Origin of the sequence: Nannocystis bainbridge, assembly GCF_028368995.1 — a bacterium.
Classification (GTDB): domain Bacteria; phylum Myxococcota_A; class Polyangia; order Nannocystales; family Nannocystaceae; genus Nannocystis; species Nannocystis bainbridge.
Map to the genome: position 1 here is coordinate 1355700 of NZ_JAQNDL010000002.1, position 18569 is coordinate 1374268.

Consider the following 18569-nt stretch of genomic DNA (forward strand, 5'->3'; position numbering starts at 1 on the left):
ATCGGCGTGGATGACCGCGCCGCCCCTGCTCGTCGCCTACTTCTCGATGGAGATCGCCCTGTCGAGCGAGCTCCCGACGTACGCGGGCGGGCTCGGGGTGCTCGCCGGCGACCATTTGCGGGCGGCGGCCGACACTGGCCTGGCGCTGGTCGGGGTGACCTTGCTGTACCGCAAGGGTTACTTCCGCCAGGTCCTCGACGCGCAGGGCCACCAGCAGGAGCGCGACGTCCAGTGGCTGCCCGAGCATCACCTCGAGCGGGTGTCGACGCAGGTCACCGTCAGCATCGAGGGCCGCGAGGTGAGGGTGGGGGCGTGGCAGACCTGGATCGCCGGCGCCGGCGGCGGGCGGGTCCCGGTCTACATGCTCGACACCGACATCGACGGCAACGGCGAGGAGGACCGCCGGATCACCGATCACCTGTACGGCGGCGAGGAGCGCTATCGGCTGCAGCAGGAGGCGGTGCTCGGGCTCGGCGGGCGGCGCCTGCTGGCCGCGCTCGAGCTGAAGCCGACCCGCTACCACCTCAACGAGGGCCACTCGTCGCTGCTCGCGCTCGAGCTGCTGGCGATCGAGATGTCCTCCGGGACAGGTGAAGACGCCGACCTCGCGGCCGCGATCGCGGCGGTGCGCGAGCGCTGCGTGTTCACCACCCACACCCCGATCCCGGCCGGCCACGATCGCTTCCCCAGGGCGCTGGCGACCGCGGTGCTCGGGCGCGAGCTGGTCGACCTGTACGCCCGCCTGCCGACCCCGCACAGCGCCGAGATCAACATGAGCGCGCTGGGCATCGAGCTCAGCGGGTTCGTCAACGGCGTGTCGCATCGCCACGCCGAGGTCTCGGCCGGCATGTTCCCCGGGCGGCCGATCCACGCCATCACCAACGGCGTCCACTCGGCCACCTGGACCGCCCCTGCCATGCGCGCCGTGTTCGACCGCTGGATCCCCGAGTGGCGGCGGCACGCCCACGCCCTGCGGCAGGCCCAGAAGATCCCGACCGACGCCATCGTCGCCGCCCACCGCGAGGCCAAGCGCGCGCTCGTCGACGAGATCAACCGCCACGGCGACCACAACTTCGGCGAGGAGCGGTTCACTCTCGGCTTCGCCCGTCGCGCCACCGCTTACAAGCGCATGCTGCTGATCTTGCGCGACGTCCGGCGCCTGCGCGAGATCGCCAGCCGCTGGGGCGCGCTGCAGATCGTGTTCGCCGGCAAGGCCCACCCGCGCGACCTCGAGGGCAAGCGCATGATCGAGGCCGTGTTCCGCCAGCAGGAGGTCGTGCTGCCGTCGGTGCGGATCGCGTTCTTGCCCGGCTACGACATGCGCCTCGGCGGGCTCGTGACCGCCGGCGTCGACCTGTGGCTGAACACGCCGATGGCCCCGCTCGAGGCCTCGGGCACCAGCGGCATGAAGGCCGCCCACAACGGCGTGCCCAACCTCAGCGTGCGCGACGGCTGGTGGTGCGAGGGCTACATCGAGGGCCAGACCGGCTGGGTGCTGGCGCCCGGCCACCCGAGCGACGACGCCGACGCGGCCCAGCTGTACCGCGTGCTCGACGAGGAGGTCCTGCCGCTGTACCTCGGCGCGCCCGAGCGGTGGGCCGAGCGCATGCGGGCCAGCATCGCCCTCGCGGCCAGCTACTTCAACGCGCACCGGATGGTCGGCGAGTACCTCGAGCGGGCCTACGCGCCGCGCTGGTAGGCCGGGTCACGGGGTTCTCGTACATAAACTTTGGGGCATGTTCCGTAGGACATGTCGGACATGGACAATAGCCTGAGAGGCGTGGCGCGTGCATGGCTCTCAGGACATGTCGTCAAGAGCATGCGCTTCAGGACATGCCCTGGCGGACATGGCCTCAGAGATAGCCGTTGGCCGCGAACCACTCGGCCGCGCGGCGCAGGGTCTCGTCGAGCGGGCGGACGGTGAAGCCGAGCTCCTCGCGGGCCTTGCGGTTGTCGAAGTGCAGCGCCTGGCTGGCGTAGGCGACCGAGCCGGCGGTGATCAGCGGCTCCTTGCCGGTGACGCGGTCGGCCAATTGCTCGAGCGCCCAGCCGGCCGCGCGGGCCATGGCGACCGGGGTGGAGAACATCTTGTGGCGCATGCCGAGCACGCGCCGCATCTCGGCCACCAGGGCGAAGATGTCGAGGTTGTGGCCGGTCAGCAGGTAGCATTCGCCGCGGCGGCCGCGTTCTTCGGCGAGCAGGTGGCCGCGCGCGACGTCCTCGACGTCGACGATGTTGAGGCCGCCGGCGAAGCACACGCGGATCCGTCCGCTGAGCGCGTCGACCAGGGTCTTGCCGGTCGGGGTCGGGCCGACGTCGCCGGGGCCGAGCGGCATGCCGGGGCCGACGACGGTGACGTCGACCAGCGGCGCGAACGCCAGCGCGACCTGCTGGCCGAGGTACTTCGAGCGCACGTAGTCGAAGCTGCCGGCCCACAGGTTGAACGGGGTCGCCTCGTCCGAGGGCACCCCGTCCTCGCGCACGCCGACGGCGGCGATCGAGCTGGTGTAGACGACCTTGCGCACCCCGGCCTCGGCCGCCGCGGCCAGCACGTTGGCGGTGCCGGTGACGTTGACGTCGTAGATGACCTTTGGGTCAGGTACCCAGGTACGGTAGACGGCGGCCAGGTGGTAGACGACGTCGCAGCCGCGGACCAGCGTGCGCATGCGATCGCGGTCGAGGACGTCGGCCTCGACGCGCTCGACCCGCGCGGGGTCGATGCCGGCGAGGTTGCGCGGATCTTCGCCCGGGCGCAGCACCGCCCGCACGGGGCGCCCTTGCTCGACCAGCAGGCGGACGACGTGATGACCGATGAAGCCGGCGGCGCCGGTCACGAGCACGGGGGCGGCGGACATGCTTGCGATGAAACCGCAATCGCCCTGTGACGTGAAGCCCCACGCGCCGTGGTAGTCTGGGTCGCATGTGGTCCCCCCGCCACGGCCGCGTCACGCGGACGCTCCTCCTCGCCGTCACGCCGACGCTCGCGGCCTGCTTCGTCGACGTCCCGCCGGCGCTGAGCGGCGGCGCGAGCAGCGAGGGCGAGGGGCCGGGCGAGGGCACCACCGGCACGACAGGGCTGACGACCGAGGACGTGCACGACGACGCCGACAGCAGCTCGAAGGGCTGCCCGACCACGGCGCCGCCGGGCAAGTGGTACCTCGATCAGGACGGCGACGACTGGGGCGTCGAGCCGGCCCAGGTCGCGTGCGACCAGCCGCCCGGGACCGCGGCGGAGCGCGGCGACTGCGACGACGGGGATCCCGAGCGGTTCCCCGGGTCGCTCGAGGTGTGCGACGGCGAGGACGACGACTGCGACGAGATCGTCGACGAGTTCTCGCCGGTCAACGCGAACTGCAACGGCTGCGCGCTGGCCGAGCGCGACGGGGCGCCGCACTGGTTCTGCAAGGACGACGCGATCGACTGGGTCGCGGCGCGCGAGGCCTGCACGGAGCTCGGCTGGACCGTCGAGCTGCTCAGCATCCACAGCGAGGCCGACCACGCGTGGGCGCGCACCCAGGCGCAGGCGCTGTACGAGGGCGTCGATCCGATGGGCACGTTCTGGATCGGCCTGCGCCGCGCCGACCCGCACTGGGCCAGCTGCACGGCCGATCCGGCCCAGTGGGAGTGGAGCGACGGCAGCCCGCTCGACTACGCCGCCTGGTCGATGGGACAGCCCGACTCGGCGCCCTGCGACGCGCTGTGCGAGCCGGTCGACGCGCTCGACGAGGCCTGTCCGCGCGAGAACTGCGGCCACATGCTGTACCTCGAGGGCGGCTGGAACGACCGCGCCTGCTTCGCCGCGGGGGTCGGCTACGCCTGCCGCGCGGCACCCCCGCCGTGAGCCCGTTGCGGCGGCGATCCCGGTGTGGCATTCCTTGCCGACGATGACGACCCGGGCCGATCCGCGCCTCGACCTGTCCTGTGAGACATCCGGCCTGCAGCCGCGCCCGCCCGGCACCTTCGAGGTCCTGGCCCAGGCGCCGGGCTCGCCGGCGCGGGCAGGGCGGCTGTGGACGGCGCACGGCCCGATCGACACGCCGTGCTTTATGCCGGTCGGCACCTACGGCGCGGTCAAGGGCCTCGACACCGACGACCTGCGCGAGGTCGGGGCGCAGATCATCCTCGGCAATTCGTACCACCTCGGCCATCGCCCCGGCGCCGCCCGCGTGGCCGCGCTCGGCGGCCTGCACCGCATGATGGCGTGGGATCGACCGATCCTCACCGACAGCGGCGGCTTCCAGGTGTTCAGCCTGCGCGGCCTGCAGAAGATCGACGACGCCGGGGTCTCCTATCAGACCCACTTCGACGGCTCGCGCCACCGCATGACCCCCGAGAGCGTGCTCGGGACCCAGGCGGCGCTCGGCTCCGACATCTGCATGATCCTCGATCACTGTCCGCCGGCCGACGCCGAGCCCGCGCTGATCCGCGCGGCGGTCGAGCGCAGCACCCGCTGGGCAGAGGAGGCGGCGCGCCGGCGCGGGGAGATCCTGCAGCCAGGACAGCTGTGCTTCGCCATCGTCCAGGGCGGGACGGACGTGGGCCTGCGCCGCGAGCACCTGGCGGCCCTGAAGGACTTGCCGTTCGACGGCCTCGCGCTCGGCGGCCTCAGCGTCGGCGAGCCGATCCCCGAGATGCACGCCACCATGGCCGCGATCGGCCCGGAGATGCCGCAGGACCGCCCGCGCTACGTGATGGGCATCGGCACCCCGCACGACCTGCTGGCCGCGGTCAGCTCGGGTATCGACATGTTCGACTGCGTCATGCCGACCCGCCACGCCCGCAACGGCCAGCTTTTCACCTTCGCGGGCCGGCTGAACATCCGCCAGTCGCGCTTCCGCGACGATGACGCGCCGGTCGACGCCGCCTGCCGCTGCCGGTGCTGCACCCGCTACAGCCGGGCCTACCTGCGCCACCTCCACGAGCAGAACGAGCCGCTGTTCGGCCGCCTGGCGACGATCCACAACCTGTACTTCTATCAACAATGGGTCGGCGCCCTCCGGCGCGCCCTGCGCTCGGGCCGCTTCGAGGCCCTGCGCAGCGAGTTTTCGTCCGTCATCTCGAATGCTTACGCAGGCGGCGCGGAGCCCGAGGGGGACGAGGGCGGGCTCGCCTCCGCGGCCGCCCCGGCGCCGGAACCGGCGTGACAGGCCCGGGGTTCTTTGGTACCCCCCTGCGACCGGTGACCGGCCTGCGTTTTTGCACGCGTCGGCCGCCCGCAGCGGCGTCAGAACGCAGGCGCCCCCGTGGATACTCCCGTCCGGACCATCGCCATGCTCGCCACCATCCTCGCCCAGGCCCCCGCCGCCTCCAACCCGCTCAGCGGGTTCATCGTCCCGATCCTGATGTTCGCGGCGATTTACTTCATCTTGATCCGCCCGATGGGCAAGCAAGAGAAGGACCGCAAGGCGCGGCTGGACAAGCTCGCCGCGGGCGACACCGTGCGGCTGACGGGCGGCATCATCGGCCGGATCAGCAGCATCGACGGGCCGATCGCTATGGTCGAGGTCGCCGAGCGGGTCAAGCTCAAGGTCGTGCGCGCCGAGATCGCGGACCGCTTCGACCCCGACGCGGCGACCAAGCCCGAGGCGGCCGCAGCGGCCACCAAGTGAGGAATTTGCGGCAACTAGCGAGGCGGACCGATGCGTAAGTTCCTCAAGACCAAAGCCCTGCTGCTGCTCCTGCTCGTCACCACCGCGGTGATGATGGTGGTGCCCTCGATCGCCCAGATCCTCGGCACCGACAAGGAGCTGCCGGGCTGGCTCACCAGCACCTTCGACAATCGCTTCAAGCTCGGCCTCGACCTCCAGGGCGGCCTGCACCTCGAGTACTCGGTCGCCGTCGACGAGGCGCTCGAGAACAAGCTCGACCAGATCGCGGCCGAGCTCGAGGCCGGCTTCAAGGAGAAGAAGAGCGTCCTCGTCGACATCGAGCGCATCGGCATCGATCGCCTCGACATCAAGTTCTCCGACCCGTCGCAGGTCGTCACCGCCGAAGACGACGTCATGGGCGTGGCGCTGACCGACATGGAGCGCGTCGAGACCCAGGACGAGGGCGCCGGCATCATCCACCTCAAGATGTCCGACGCGCGGATCGGCGAGCACCGCTCGCACGCGGTCGCGCAGGCGCTCGAGACGGTGCGTCGCCGCATCGACGCGATGGGCATCGCCGAGCCCAACATCTACCCGAAGAACCGCCAGATCGTGATCGAGCTGCCGGGCCTCTCGGACACCACCACCGAGATCAAGGCCGCCCGCCACGACGTGCAGGAGCAGCTGCGGCCGCTGCTGCAGCAGGCCGGCGCCAACCAGGTCATCGTCGCCGACAGCGACGAGGATCCGGGCGCCTTCCGCATCACCCTGACCGACCAGGCCGCGCGCGGCTTCCTGGGCCAGGTGTTCGCCGGCAAGATGATCGAGCAGACGGTCATCGACCCGCGGCTCGGCGCCGGCGTCGAGCTCGAGATCCTGCCCGACGATCCGGGTCGGCCCGCCGCGCCCGACAGCGTCGAGGTCAAGCTCAGCGAGCGCTCGCGCGACAACATCCTCGAGGGCTCGTCCGACTTCCGCCGCCTGCTCAAGGTGGTCGAGCGCGCGGCCGTGCTCGAGATGCGCATGGTCGACGACGAGCTGCCGTTCGGCCCGGGTCAGCGCAACTACTTCCAGGCGCTGCTCGAGGGCGGGCAGGTCCACGCCGGCATGGGCATCAGCGTCAACAAGATGGGCAACTACGGCAGCCCGAAGGGCCACAACGTCGAGAACGTGTGGGCCTTCTACGCCAAGGACCGCAAGACGCTCGAGGACTACTTCAATCAGCTGCCGGCCGAGTGGCGCTTGCCCGCGTCGCACCTGGTCGCGTACGGGCCGGACGCCGTGGTCATCCGCGGCGAGCCGACCCGGGTGTGGCGCACCTTCGTCGTCAAGGCCCGCGCCGAGGTCACCGGCGAGAGCATCCTGGCCGCCAACGTCAGCCCCGACCCGCAGACCGGCCTCCCGGGCGTCGACCTCAAGCTCGACCGTCTCGGCGCCGACCGCTTCGAGCAGATGTCGGGCGACAACATCGGCCGCCGCATGGCGATCATGCTCGACGACGCGGTCATGTCCGACCCCGTCTTCAACGACCGGATCCCCGGCGGCAACGTCCGCATCTCCGTCGGCGAGACGCCCGGACAGAGCGTGCGCGACACCGCCAACGACCTCGTCAAGGTGCTGAAGTCGGGCAGCCTCCCGGCCCGCCTGGTCAAGGAGTTCGAGATCCGCGTCGGCGCCGACCTCGGCAAGGAAGCGGTCGAGAGCGGCTTCTGGGCCTTCGTCGTCGGCCTCGGCGCCGTCGTCGCCTTCATGGCCATCTACTACCGGCTGTCCGGCCTCATCGCCGTGTTCGCGCTGGTGCTGAACGTGCTGCTGATCCTGGCGGCGATGGCGTTCTTCCAGGCGACGCTGACCCTGCCCGGCATCGCCGGCATCGTCCTCACGCTCGGCATGGCGGTCGACGCCAACGTCATCGTCTACGAGCGCATCCGTGAGCTCGTGCGCGAGGGCTACACCGCCCGCGCCGCCATCGAGGCCGGCTACGACCGCGCCTTCACCACGATCCTCGACTCGCAGCTGACCACGGCGATCGCCGGCGTCGTGTTGTGGCAGTACGGGTCGGGCCCGATCCGCGGGTTCGCCATCACGCTGCTGATCGGCATCGCCACCTCGATCTTCACCGCCGTGTTCTGCACGCGCCTCTTCTTCGACTTCCAGGCTAACCGCCGCGGCTTCGACCGCGTGTCCATCTGAGGCACACCACCATGGCGCAGAAGTTCTTCGAGCTCATTCCGCCAGGCACGCGGTTCCCCTTCGTCAAGACGGCGAAGTACTTCATCGCGTTGTCGTTCGTGCTGATGGTCATCAGCATCGCGACGATGGCCTACAACTTCAGCAGCCGCGGGGCGGCGCTGAATTTCGGCATCGACTTCGCCGGCGGCTCCTCGGCCCGCCTGCAGCTCGCGCCGGGCAAGGACGTCCCGATCCAGGACGTCCGCGAGGCCCTCGACGCCGCCGGCTTCGAGAGCGCCTCGGCCGTCACCGTCCCCGACGCGGACAACCAGGTCATCGTCCACGTCAAGGACGTGGCCTCGATCGACATGGCCACCGCCAAGGGCTGCGAGGAGGCCGTCAACGCCTACCCCAAGGCCAAGCTCAAGCGCCCGATGTCGTACCAGGAGGGCGCGAGCAAGATGTTCTTCGTGTTCGAGTCGGCCCCGGTCTACAGCGAGCTCGAGGCGCTGCTCGCCAAGGCCGGCTGCGACGGCAAGGTCGACAAGGGCACCGGCAAGCAGGACGAGTTCCCGGTCGAGCTCAGCCTCATCGGCATCGGCTCCAAGATCCAGGACGAGCTCAATCAGAGGCTCGGCGCCGGCACGGTCACCGCGATCGTCTCGTCCGAGACGGTCGGCGCCAAGGTCGGCAGCCAGCTCAAGGCCGACGGCGTCAAGTCGCTGCTGTACGCGCTCGGCTTCATCTTCCTCTACGTGATGCTGCGCTTCGACCTGCGCTTCGCGCCGGGCGGCATCGTCGCCCTCGCGCACGACGCGTTCATCACGGTCGGGGCGTTCGCGCTGACGTGGAAGGAGTTCAACCTCCAGACCATCGCCGCGCTGCTGACGATCGTCGGCTACTCGATCAACGACACCATCGTCGTGTTCGACCGCGTCCGCGAGCGCGTGGCGCTGAGCCGCGACACGCCGATCGAGGAGACCACCGACATCGCGCTCAACGAGACCCTGAGCCGCACGATCCTCACCTCCGGCACGACGCTGCTGGTGGTGCTGGCGACCTGGGCCCTCGGCTCCGGCACGATCAAGGACTTCGCGTTCGCGCTGATGATCGGCATCGTCGTCGGCACGTACTCGTCGCTGTTCATCGCCTGCCCGATCTTCTTGTGGGTCAACCGCCGCTTCTACGGCGGCGAGGGCCACCTGCTGACCGCCGATGACGCGGCGGCGACGGTCGACGCGGGCACGGTGCTGGCGGCGGACAACGCCGAGATCGACGAGGCCACCGGGCGCGCGGTCGGGGACCTGCGGGCCGAGGCGGCCGCCAAGGCCGGGGGCCAGACGAGCGGCGCCGAGGGCGACGCGGGCAAGGGGCAAGGCGTGGGTGCGGAGGACGACGAACCGGCCAAGGCCAGCCGCCGCCGCCGCCGCCAGCGGCCGCAGAGCTGAGCTCCGCGAGCTCCGCATGAGCTCGCGGCTTTCGCTGACGAAGCCCCCGGCGGCGCCGGTCGACGCGCCCCGGCCGGCCCCACCGCCACTTGTCCTTCGGGGCATGTCCTCGGAGACAGGTGAGCTGCGCGACCGGTCCGGCGCGCTCGGGGTCGGGCCGCACGCGGTCGCGCTGATGCAGCGCCGCGGCGTCACCAGCCCCGAGGCGCAAGCCCGGCTGCTGCGGCCGCGCCTGGCCGATCTGCGGGCGCCGACCGCCATGGCCGGGTTCGAGTCCGCGCTCGATCTGCTGCAGACGGCGCAGCAGAAGCGCCTGCGGATCGGGGTGTTCGGCGACTACGACGTCGACGGGGTGACGACGACGGCGATCCTCACCACCTACCTCGAGGCGCTCGGCATCGACGTGGTCGCGCGCGCGGCCTCGCGCGAGGGCGGCTACGGGCTGCAGGTCGCCGACGCCCGGGCGCTGCGCGAGGCCGGGGCCCAGGTCGTGCTGACCGGCGACTGCGGGACCTCCGATTTCGACGCGCTCGCCTGGCTCGAAGGACAGGGCATCCCGACCGCGGTGATCGACCATCACCAGGTGCCCGAGCGCATGCCGCCGGCGCGGGCGCTGCTGAACCCGCACCAGCCCGGCTGCGGCTTCCCGTTCAAGGGCCTGTGCAGCGCCGGCGTGGCGTTCTATCTGTGCGCGTCGCTGCGCAGCGCGATGGCCAAGAAGACCGGCAGCGCGCTGCCCGACCCGCGCGCGTGGCTCGACCTCGTCGCGCTCGGCACGATCTGCGACATGGTCCCGCTGGTCGACGAGAACCGGATCCTCGTGCGCCACGGGCTCGGCGTGATCGCGTCGCGGCGGCGGCCCGGCGTGCGGGCGCTGCTCGAGCAGGCCGGCGTCGGCGAGGACGACCCGATCGACGAGACGCACCTCGGTTTCCGCCTCGGGCCGCGGCTCAACGCGCCCGGGCGGCTCGGGCCGGCCGAGCCGTCGCTGCTGCTGCTGCGCGCGCGCAGCTCGGTCGAGGCGCGGGCGATGGCCGAGCGGGTCGAGAACTTCAACATCCACCGCCGCGAGCACCAGGACACGATCGTCAGCGAGGCGCTGGCGATGCTGGCGGCCGACCCGCGCACCCCGAGCCGGCGCGGGATCGTCGTCGCCGGCGAGTCGTGGCTGCACGGCATCGTCGGCATCGCCGCCGCCGGGGTGGTGTCGCAGTACCGGCGGCCGGCGCTGGTGCTGGCGGTCGACCGCGCGCGCGGCGAGGCCCGCGGCTCGGCGCGCACGGCCGGCGACATCGACGTGCACGCGGCGCTGCGCGTCTGTGCGCCATACCTGCGGCGGTTCGGCGGCCACCGGGCGGCCGCCGGGGTGAGCCTCGATCCGGCCCAGATCCCCGCGCTCGTCGAGGCCTTCGACGCGGCGGTGGCCGACCAGATCCGCGAGCGGCAGCTCGGCGAGCCGGCGGTCGAGCACGACGGGGAGTTGCCGTTCGAGGCCATCGACGAGCCGCTCCTGGCCGACCTGGAGCATCTCGCGCCGTACGGGGTCGGGTTCGCGCCGCCGCGGTTTCTCTGCGAGGACGCGGTGATCGAGCGGGTGCGGGTGCTGAAGGGCCGGCACCTGTCGCTGGGCCTGCGGCAGGGCCGGCTCGGCTTCGAGGCCATCGCTTTCGGCCAGGCCGCCGCCCACCCGAAGCTCGCGCCGGGCGAGCGCGTGGCCTTTTTGTTCGTGCCGCTGCGCTCCAGCTTTCGCGGCCGGGTGCGGCTCCAGTTGATGGTCGAGTCGATGTGGCCGGCGCGCGGGTTTTGACGCCCCGATCCCCTCGGCGCTACACTCGTGGGATGACGGCGTTTCGGTCCCCTGGCGTGACGGCTCTCGCGGCTGGCCTGATCCTCGCCTGCGGAGCGCGGAGCGGCCCGATCAGCGAGGACACCGAGGGCGGCACGGGCGTGACGCCGATCGATCCGCGCGAGGGCGGCTGCGACAACCCGATCGCGCTGCCGCTCGCCAACATCGAGGTGCGCGGGCGACTGCAGGGGCCGAGCCGCGTCGAGGGTTGGTGCGGCGACGGCATCAACGACGGCGGCGCCGAGGACACCTACCTCATCACGCCCGCGGCCGACACCGACGTGCTGCTGTTGATGCAGCCGAGCACCGACTTCACGCCGACGCTCCGGGTCACGCGCGACGGCTGCTACATGGACGACGACAACCTGCCGCGGGTGTGCGCCGCGCCCTACGGCGATGTCCCGTTCCGCCACTTCTTCGCCCAGGCGGGGCACGAGTACTTCGTCACCGTCGACTCGCCCGAGGGCACCGACGGTCACTACGCGATGCAGGTCGTGTACACCGCGCCGCCGGTCGAGGGCTGCCCGGTCCACTCGACCCAGATCAACCAGGAGATCGGCGGCTTCTTCACGTGGAGTAACGATCTCGGCGGGCGCGCCGGCACGGTCGACGGCCGCTGCGGCGGACCTGGCGCAGAGAACATGTTCCAGCTCAACGTGTTCACGCCGGGCTCGATCACCTTCTCCATCACCGCCGACGCCTCGTTCGCGCCGGTGCTCAGCGTCCGCACCGGCTGCGGCGGCTCGACCGAGCTGACCTGCACGTCGATGGCGGAGCAGGGCACCTCCAACTTCTCGCTGACCTGGGATTTCACGCCCGGGGTCTACTTCATCGTCGTCGATCAGAACGACGTGGTGGGCGGGTCCTACAAGCTCGACGTGGCCTCGTAGCGCCGCCCCGGGGTCGATCGTGTTCATCCGCCTCCGCGCCGCCCGGCCCGAAGACTGGACCGGGAAGCTCAGCGACTTCCTCGTCGGCCTGGTGTTCCTCGCGGCGTCGGTCGCGGTGCTGCTGGCGCGCCTGCCCGAGGCGTGGGTGGCCGCGGTCGACGGCCGCAGCTGGATCATCCGCGTGGGCCTGATCGTCGTGCTGCTGTGGCTGAACCAGTGGGTCGGCAACCTGGTCCGCACCGTCCTGCCGCGCGCGCCGTACCTGTTCGGCCGCACCTTGACGATCCGCGAGCGCGGCCGCCGGGTCCGCCTGCCGGTCCGCGAGATCGCCCGCATCTACGTCGAGCCGCGCCCGCCCGGCGAGCGCGACACCTTCGTGGTCGCGCTCAAGAACGGCGAGACCTACGACCTGTGCCCGATCGCCTGGCAGGGCGCCGCCCGCCTGTACGCCCGCCTGGCCCGCGCGCTGCCGCGGCCGCGCTGAGCCGCGGGCGGAGCCCCGGAGGCGCTGGTCGCAGGGACATGTCCTTGTGGGCAGGCCCTCAGGGACAGGGGCGAGCGGACAGGTCCTTCGGGGCAGGTTCCTGAGGACAGGTCCCCGAGGACAAGCGGCAGAACGAGCCGGCCGGCTCAGGTCGGCAGGCGCGAGACCTGCAGCGTGTACTCGCTGCACGATTGGTCGTTGGCGACGCGGATCACCCGGATGAACACCTTGGCCGGCCAGGGCACGTTGTTGAGGTAGTTGGGGTTGGGGTTGGGGTTGGGGTTCGGCGGGGAGTGGGCGTCGAAGAACTCCCACTCGCGGGCCGGCGGGGTGCCGGGGCCGTAGGTCGCGGCCAGGCCCTCGAAGGCCGGCTTGTTGCAGGCGGTGTAGACCTCGAAGCGGTAGTCGGGGCTGGTGGGGTCGCCCGGGTTGACCGCGAAGGTGGCGGCGATCTTGCCGGCGTTGGGCCGGTTGCCCATCGCCATGGCCTCGGGGAACTCGACCCAGTACCAGTCCTCCTGGCCGTTGCCGGGGCCGTTGTCGATCCCGGTGATCGAGCCCTTGATCGGGGGGACGACGCCGCCCTCGGCGATCACCCCGAGAGCGCCGGCCATGCCCTCGGCGCAGGTGTCCGAGGCCTTGGCGTCGGGCGTGACCGCGCACTCGCAATCCGAGCCGTCGGAGGCGTCGGGGTTGGCGTCGTCGCAGTCGGGGCCGGGCTCGTCGGGGCCGTACTGATCGCAGCCGACCCAGAAGCCGTCGCCGTCCTGGTCGACGCAGGTGCCGCAGCTCTGCCACGAGTTGAAGCTGGTGTCGTCGCAGTCGGGGCCGGCGTTGCAGCCCTCGCCGTGGAGATCGCCGTCGTCGTCGACGCAGTCCGGGTCGGGCAGGGTGGTGGTGCCGGCCGTGGTCGGACCGCCGGTGGGATCGCTGCCGGTCGGGTCGGAGTCGGAGCCCGGCCCCGGGCCGGTCGGGGTGCTCGTGTCCGAGTCGGTCATGCTGCCGCCGACGGTCGGGGTCGAATCCGTGTCGCTGCCGGGCTGGGTGGTCCCGCTCATGCTGTTGCTGTTGCCCTGGCTCTCGAACGGATTGGTCGAGCCGACCCCCGGATCTCCACCCGCGCACGCGCCCAGGTGCGCAGCGGCGGTGAGCACGAGCGAGAGCCTGACGAGGGTCGGGGTGGGCCTGGACGCGCCGAGCATCCTCTGCAGAATACACAAGGACCAGCCCGCCCTCGCACTTTGGCGCATGTGAGCTCGAGGGTGGCCCCGCACCGCGGGTCCCGCCGGCCGGCTCCGAGCGCCGGTTTCGCGGTCGAGATCCGGGAGACGCAATCCGCGAGGCAGGCGCGCCGGAGGCGAGCGGCTTTGGTACGATGCCGCCCGACCTTGCCCGAGCTGTTCAAAGCGCTGGCGAGCTACATCCCGGCAATCGTTACGCGGCGGCTCTCGGTCGATCCGCGTCCGCTGCACCAGCCGCAAGCCGAGATCGTAGCCGCCGCAGTCCTCTGCGCCGACGTCTCCGGCTTCACGTCCCTGACCGAGGCGCTCGCCAAGCAAGGGCCCGCGGGCGTCGAGAAGGTGGCCGCAGGCCTCAACACGTACTTCGGTCGGCTCATCGACATCACCGCGGCGCACGGCGGCGACGTCGTCAAGTTCGCCGGCGACGCGCTCACGGCGGTGTGGGTCGCCGAGGGCGCGTCGGCCCGCGCGGCCGAGGCCGCGGTCGCGTGCGGGCTGGCGATCCAGGCCGCCCTGCACGCGTGCCAGATCGACGACGGCATCGAGCTGTCGCTGCGGATCGGCGTGGCCGCCGGACGGATCGCGCTGGTCCACGTCGGCGGCCTCGGCGGCCGCTGGGAGCTGGTGCTCGTCGGCCCCGCGATCGAGGCGGTGCGGCGGGCCGAGGCGCTGGCGCGGCCGGGCGAGGTTGTGATCGATCGGCGCGTGTGGACGATGCTGGCCGGCCGCACCGACGGCGAGGCCCGTGGCGAGCACGGCTTCGGGCGCGTGACGAGCCTGCGCGAGCCGGTGGTGCCGTCGCCGCTGGTGCGGCCGCTGCTGCCCGACGTCGCCGAGCAGGCGCTGCGGGGTTACGTGCCGCCGGCGGTGATCGCCCGCCTGTCGGCCGGGCAGAGCAGCTTCCTCGCCGAGCTGCGGCGGCTCAGCATCCTCTTCATCAACTTCCCCGACCTCAAGCACCAGACGCCGCTCATGGAGGCGCAGGAGGTCATGATCGCGGTGCAGCAGATCGTCGAGACGTGGGAGGGCACGATCGGCCACCTCAGCGTCGACGATCACGGCACCACGGTGCTGGTCGCGTTCGGCCTGCCGCCGCTCGCCCACGAGGACGACCCGGGGCGCGCCATCGAGGCGGCGCAGCAGGTCCGCGAGCTCCACAAGCGGCTCGGCTGGCGCACCAACTGCGGGATCGCCTCGGGCCGGGCCTTCTGCGGCACCGTCGGCAGCGCCGAACGTTGCGAGTACACGGTCCTCGGCGACGTGGTCAACCTGGCCGCGCGGCTGATGCAGGCCGGCGACGGCAAGTCGGTGTTGTGTGACCACTACACCTTCGTCGCCACCCGCGGGCAGTTCCTGTTCGAGGGCCTGCCGGCGATCTCGGTGAAGGGCAAAGAGGGCACGATCTCGATCTACACCCCGGCGAGCGCGCGGCTGCCGGGGCGCAGCCAGAAGGAGCGCGCCGTCTCGGGCCCGCTGCCGACCGCGGGCGGCCCCAGGGCGTCGCTGGTCGGCCGCATGCGCGAGCGCGGCGTGCTGATCAACGGCCTGCACGAGGTGCTGCGAGGCAACAGCGCGACGATCGTGGTCGAGGGCGAAGCCGGGCTCGGCAAGACGCGCCTGGCCGACGACCTGCTCGACCAGGCCGAGGCCGCGGGGGCGACGCGCCTGCTCGGCGCGCGCGAGATCAGCGAGGCGGCCGGCCCATACCACGCGTGGATGCCGATCTTCGCGGCGATCTTCGGCCTGAACCAAGGGACAGACGGCGGCCAGGGCCCCGATCCGTGGCAGCGCGTGGTCTCGGGGCTGCGGCGGCTGGTGCCGGCCGCGGTGTCGCGGGCGCCGCTGCTCGGCGCGGTGCTGCCGATCGACGCCGTCGACAACGACCGCACCGCGCCGCTGCAGGGCCGCGCGCGCGCCGAGCAGACCCGCATGCTGCTGGTCCAGATCCTGCTCGCCTACCTCAAGGCCCACCCGGCGGTGCTGCTGCTGGAGGACGCCCAGCGGTTCGACTCGGCCTCGTGGGCGCTGCTGACCGAGGTGCGCGAGGAGGTCCAGCCGCTGCTGTGCGTGATCGTCACCGGCCCGGTCGACAACGACACCGCCGCCGCCGAGCTGCGCCAGATCCTCGCCGATCAGGGCACCTACCACCTGCAGCTGCAGCCGCTGTCGCTGGCCGAGACCGAGAACCTGGTGTGCCGCCGGCTCGGCGTGTCGCGGCTGCCGTCCGAGGTCGCCAGCTTCATCTACGAGCGCGCCGAGGGCCACCCGTTCTTCTCCGAGGAGCTGGCCTCGGCGCTGCGCGACGCCGGCTTCATCACCATCTGGAACGGCGAGTGTCTGCTGTCCCATGAGGCAGGTGACCTGCGGACCGCCAAGTTCCCCGACAACCTCGAGGCGGTGATCATCAGCCGCATCGATCGCCTGCAGCAGCAGCATCAGCTGGTGCTCAAGGTCGGCGCGGTGCTCGGGCGCGTGTTCTCGCTGAGCCTCCTGCGCGCCATCTACCCGATCGAGGCCGACAAGGCCCAGCTGCCGGAGTACCTGCAGGCGCTCGAGCGGCGCGGGCTCCTGGTGCCCAAGCCGAACGCGGCCGAGGGCACCTTCCTGTTCAAGCACGCGCTGACGCAGGAGGTCGCCTACGGCCTGCTGCCGTTCGCCCAGCGCCAGCAGTTCCACCAGGCGGTCGCCGAGCACTTCGAGCGCGCGCACGGCAGCAAGCTCGAGCTGTACTACCCGCTGCTCGCGCACCACTGGTACCGCGTGGTCGCCTCGTCGGCGCTGGTGCCCGGCGGCGGGCGGCCGAGCCCGGAGCTGATCGGCCGCGCGGTGCTCTACCTGCAGCGCGCCGGCGATCAGGCGATCCGCAACGACGCCGGCCAGGAGGCCGTGCAGCACTACAGCCACGCGATCGAGCTGCAGCGCCACCTGCCCGAGAGCCCCGAGCGGGTCGAGCAGGAGATCGGGCTGCAGATCGGCCTCGGCAACGCCCAGGTGGCGACGCTCGGGTTCGGCTCCGACGAGGTCGAGCAGACGTTCGCCCGCGCCCGCGAGCTGTGCCGCGAGGTCGGCGACACGCGCCACCTGTTCCCGGTGCTGTTCGGGCTGTGGCAGCACTACGTCGTCCGCGCCCAGCTCGACGTGGCCCGCGAGCTCGCCGAGCAGATGCTGGTGTTCGCCGAGCGTCGGCGCCAGCGCGTGCCGCTGCTGGTGTCGCACCGCGCCCTCGGCACCCAGCTGTTCCACCAGGGGGACTTCGAACGCTCGCGCGCCCACCTCGAGCGCTCGGTCGTCCTCTACGCCCCCGACTTCGATCGCAACCTCGGCCACCTCTACATCCACGACCCACGGATCGCGGCCCTGGCGATCCTGTCGCTGACGCTGTGGATGCTCGGCCGCACCGCCGAGGCGCTCGAGCGCAGCCGCGTGTCGGTGGCGCTGGCCCGCGAGCTCGGCCACGGCTTCTCGACCACGTTCGCGCTGGTGACCGCGGCGATCCTGCGCCAGATCCTGCGCGACGTCGACGGCGCCCGCACCCACGCCGATCAGGTCTATCAGCTCAAGGCCGAGGCCACGCTCGGCGCGTGGGTCAGCTTCGCCGACGCGATCCGGGCGTGGGCGATGGCCGAGCTCGGCCAGCACGACGAGGGCCTCGACCTGCTGCGGCAGGCGCTCATCGAGCTGCAGGCGGCCGGCATGGGCATGTTCATGCCGTGGACGTTCTCGATCTTCGCGGACCTGTGCGTGCGGGCCGGCCGGATCGACGAGGGCCTGAGCGTGATCGCCGAGGCGATGGAGTCGTCGCGGCTCAGCGGGGCGCGCTGGTGGGAGGCCGAGCTCATGCGTCAGCGGGCCGAGGTCGCGTTCGCCGTCGGCGACACCGAGGAGGCCGCGCAGCTGCTGCACGAGGCGCTGGCGCTCGCGCGCGAGCAGGGGGCGCGCGCGCTCGAGCTGCGGGCCGGCCTCAGCATGGCTCGCCTGTTCCCCGACGATCCTGCGACGCGGGCCCGCCTGCGGGCGCTGCACGACGATCTGGTCGACAAGGTCGACGACGTGCTGCTGGCGGCGCTGGCGGCGGCGGCGGCCGGCGGCTGAGGTCCGGGCCGCGGCGGCGGCATCTGTTATGGTTGCGCCGCCATGTGGAAGAAGCTGGCGATCGTCCTGTTGGTGGTGCTGCTGCTGGTCGGCGGCGTCGTCACCTATCTGTGGCTGCAGGTCACGGCGCTGCCGGACTGGTACACCGAGCTGGCGCAGGAGGGCGCGCCCGCGGCGGCCGAGGACGCCGGCGGCAAGCTGCAGTGGCAGCCCGCGGAGGGCCAGGCCGGCCGCAAGGAGCTGCGTAACTTCCACCGCAAGGCGGCCCGCTCGAGCCCGGAGGTCAAGGAGGTGATCAAGGCCTCGCGCGCGACCTTCGAGGACGGCCGGCTCGAGGCCGGGGTGGTCGCCGACCTGCGCAAGCTGCCGCAAGACAAGCTGAGCGGCGACCAGCAGGGCCTGTTCGAGCGCGCCCGCCAGTCCTTCCCGTCGCTGACCGAGCGCGACGTGTACATCGGCGTCGAGGACCCGTCGCCGATCGTCAAGGACGGCCGGGTGACGATGGGCCCGAGCGCGCGGGTCAAGATCGGCAAGTTCACGTACGCGCTCGACAGCGCGGCCCAGAAGCTCGGCATGACCCCGGACCAGCTGCGCGGCGAGCTCGAGAAGAACATGCGCGAGCTCGGGGTCGAGGCGCCGAACTGACGCTCGGGACATGTCGTGAGGGGCATGTCCGAGAAGGCATGCGCTTCAGGACATGTATGTCGGTACATGTCCGAAGATACATATACTGGGTGTGTCTGCGAGGACATGTCCTTCAGCACTTGTCCCGAAGCTCATGTCCTTGGGTCCATGTATGGATGGACAT

Annotated in this window: 13 protein-coding genes; 11 read left to right on the top strand and 2 right to left on the bottom strand. The window is 71.7% G+C overall.

The features are described from left to right. Positions 1-10 precede the first annotated feature (10 nt). Positions 11-1699, top strand: coding sequence for an alpha-glucan family phosphorylase (glgP, locus tag POL25_RS22970; protein WP_272088281.1), 1689 nt, complete (start codon positions 11-13; stop codon positions 1697-1699). Between the two features lie 154 nt (positions 1700-1853). Here the strand turns inward: glgP and POL25_RS22975 are convergent, their stop codons facing one another. Then, the gene (locus tag POL25_RS22975; protein WP_272088282.1) at positions 1854-2855 is read right to left on the bottom strand and encodes an NAD-dependent epimerase/dehydratase family protein; all 1002 of its coding nucleotides are present in this window, start codon (positions 2853-2855) and stop codon (positions 1854-1856) included. A 65-nt stretch (positions 2856-2920) separates the two neighbouring features. Between POL25_RS22975 and POL25_RS22980 the strand changes: the two genes are divergently transcribed. The 8 genes from POL25_RS22980 to POL25_RS23015 all read left to right on the top strand — a co-directional run bounded on the left by POL25_RS22980 (position 2921) and on the right by POL25_RS23015 (position 12428). Then, positions 2921-3841: a C-type lectin domain-containing protein gene (locus POL25_RS22980; protein WP_272088283.1), complete on the top strand. Its 921-nt coding sequence runs from the start codon at positions 2921-2923 to the stop codon at positions 3839-3841. A 43-nt stretch (positions 3842-3884) separates the two neighbouring features. Beyond that, entirely contained in the window at positions 3885-5144 is a 1260-nt protein-coding gene (gene tgt / locus POL25_RS22985; protein WP_272088284.1) for a tRNA guanosine(34) transglycosylase Tgt, read from the top strand. Positions 5145-5243: 99 nt separating this feature from the next. Beyond that, positions 5244-5609, top strand: coding sequence for a preprotein translocase subunit YajC (yajC, locus tag POL25_RS22990; RefSeq protein ID WP_272088285.1), 366 nt, complete (start codon positions 5244-5246; stop codon positions 5607-5609). 30 nt (positions 5610-5639) lie between these two features. Continuing rightward, positions 5640-7781, top strand: coding sequence for a protein translocase subunit SecD (gene secD, locus POL25_RS22995; RefSeq protein WP_272088286.1), 2142 nt, complete (start codon positions 5640-5642; stop codon positions 7779-7781). An 11-nt stretch (positions 7782-7792) separates the two neighbouring features. Then, a complete protein-coding gene (gene secF, locus POL25_RS23000; RefSeq protein WP_272088287.1) occupies positions 7793-9208 on the top strand; it encodes a protein translocase subunit SecF in 1416 nt (471 codons plus the stop codon). A gap of 103 nt (positions 9209-9311) precedes the next feature. Then, on the top strand, positions 9312-11015 hold the full coding sequence (recJ, locus tag POL25_RS23005; protein ID WP_272088288.1) for a single-stranded-DNA-specific exonuclease RecJ: 1704 nt from the start codon (positions 9312-9314) through the stop codon (positions 11013-11015). 32 nt (positions 11016-11047) lie between these two features. Next, entirely contained in the window at positions 11048-11944 is an 897-nt protein-coding gene (locus POL25_RS23010) for a hypothetical protein (protein WP_272088289.1), read from the top strand. A gap of 19 nt (positions 11945-11963) precedes the next feature. Then, positions 11964-12428, top strand: a complete 465-nt coding sequence (locus POL25_RS23015) for a hypothetical protein (RefSeq protein WP_272088290.1) — start codon at positions 11964-11966, stop codon at positions 12426-12428. 146 nt (positions 12429-12574) lie between these two features. Here POL25_RS23015 and POL25_RS23020 read toward each other — a convergent pair whose 3' ends face one another. After that, on the bottom strand, positions 12575-13582 hold the full coding sequence (locus POL25_RS23020; protein WP_272088291.1) for a hypothetical protein: 1008 nt from the start codon (positions 13580-13582) through the stop codon (positions 12575-12577). Positions 13583-13816: 234 nt separating this feature from the next. On the opposite strand from POL25_RS23020, the gene POL25_RS23025 reads away from it, so the two are divergent. Both POL25_RS23025 and POL25_RS23030 read left to right on the top strand, forming a co-directional pair. Next, entirely contained in the window at positions 13817-17761 is a 3945-nt protein-coding gene (locus tag POL25_RS23025) for an adenylate/guanylate cyclase domain-containing protein (protein WP_272088292.1), read from the top strand. A gap of 42 nt (positions 17762-17803) precedes the next feature. Continuing rightward, positions 17804-18406 carry a hypothetical protein gene (locus tag POL25_RS23030; RefSeq protein WP_272088293.1) on the top strand — a complete coding sequence of 201 codons (603 nt, stop codon included), beginning with the start codon at positions 17804-17806 and terminating at the stop codon, positions 18404-18406. Positions 18407-18569 lie beyond the last annotated feature (163 nt).

What these genes read in the sequence shown, in the direction of transcription:
- recJ (WP_272088288.1), top strand. Translation starts at nt 9,312, where the DNA reads ATGTCCTCGGAGACAGGTGAGCTGCGCGACCGGTCCGGCGCGCTCGGG.
- POL25_RS22980 (WP_272088283.1), top strand. Translation starts at nt 2,921, where the DNA reads ATGTGGTCCCCCCGCCACGGCCGCGTCACGCGGACGCTCCTCCTCGCC.
- tgt (WP_272088284.1), top strand. Translation starts at nt 3,885, where the DNA reads ATGACGACCCGGGCCGATCCGCGCCTCGACCTGTCCTGTGAGACATCC.
- secF (WP_272088287.1), top strand. Translation starts at nt 7,793, where the DNA reads ATGGCGCAGAAGTTCTTCGAGCTCATTCCGCCAGGCACGCGGTTCCCC.
- glgP (WP_272088281.1), top strand. Translation starts at nt 11, where the DNA reads ATGACCGCGCCGCCCCTGCTCGTCGCCTACTTCTCGATGGAGATCGCC.
- POL25_RS23030 (WP_272088293.1), top strand. Translation starts at nt 17,804, where the DNA reads ATGTGGAAGAAGCTGGCGATCGTCCTGTTGGTGGTGCTGCTGCTGGTC.
- secD (WP_272088286.1), top strand. Translation starts at nt 5,640, where the DNA reads ATGCGTAAGTTCCTCAAGACCAAAGCCCTGCTGCTGCTCCTGCTCGTC.
- POL25_RS22975 (WP_272088282.1), bottom strand. Translation starts at nt 2,855, where the DNA reads ATGTCCGCCGCCCCCGTGCTCGTGACCGGCGCCGCCGGCTTCATCGGT.
- POL25_RS23010 (WP_272088289.1), top strand. Translation starts at nt 11,048, where the DNA reads ATGACGGCGTTTCGGTCCCCTGGCGTGACGGCTCTCGCGGCTGGCCTG.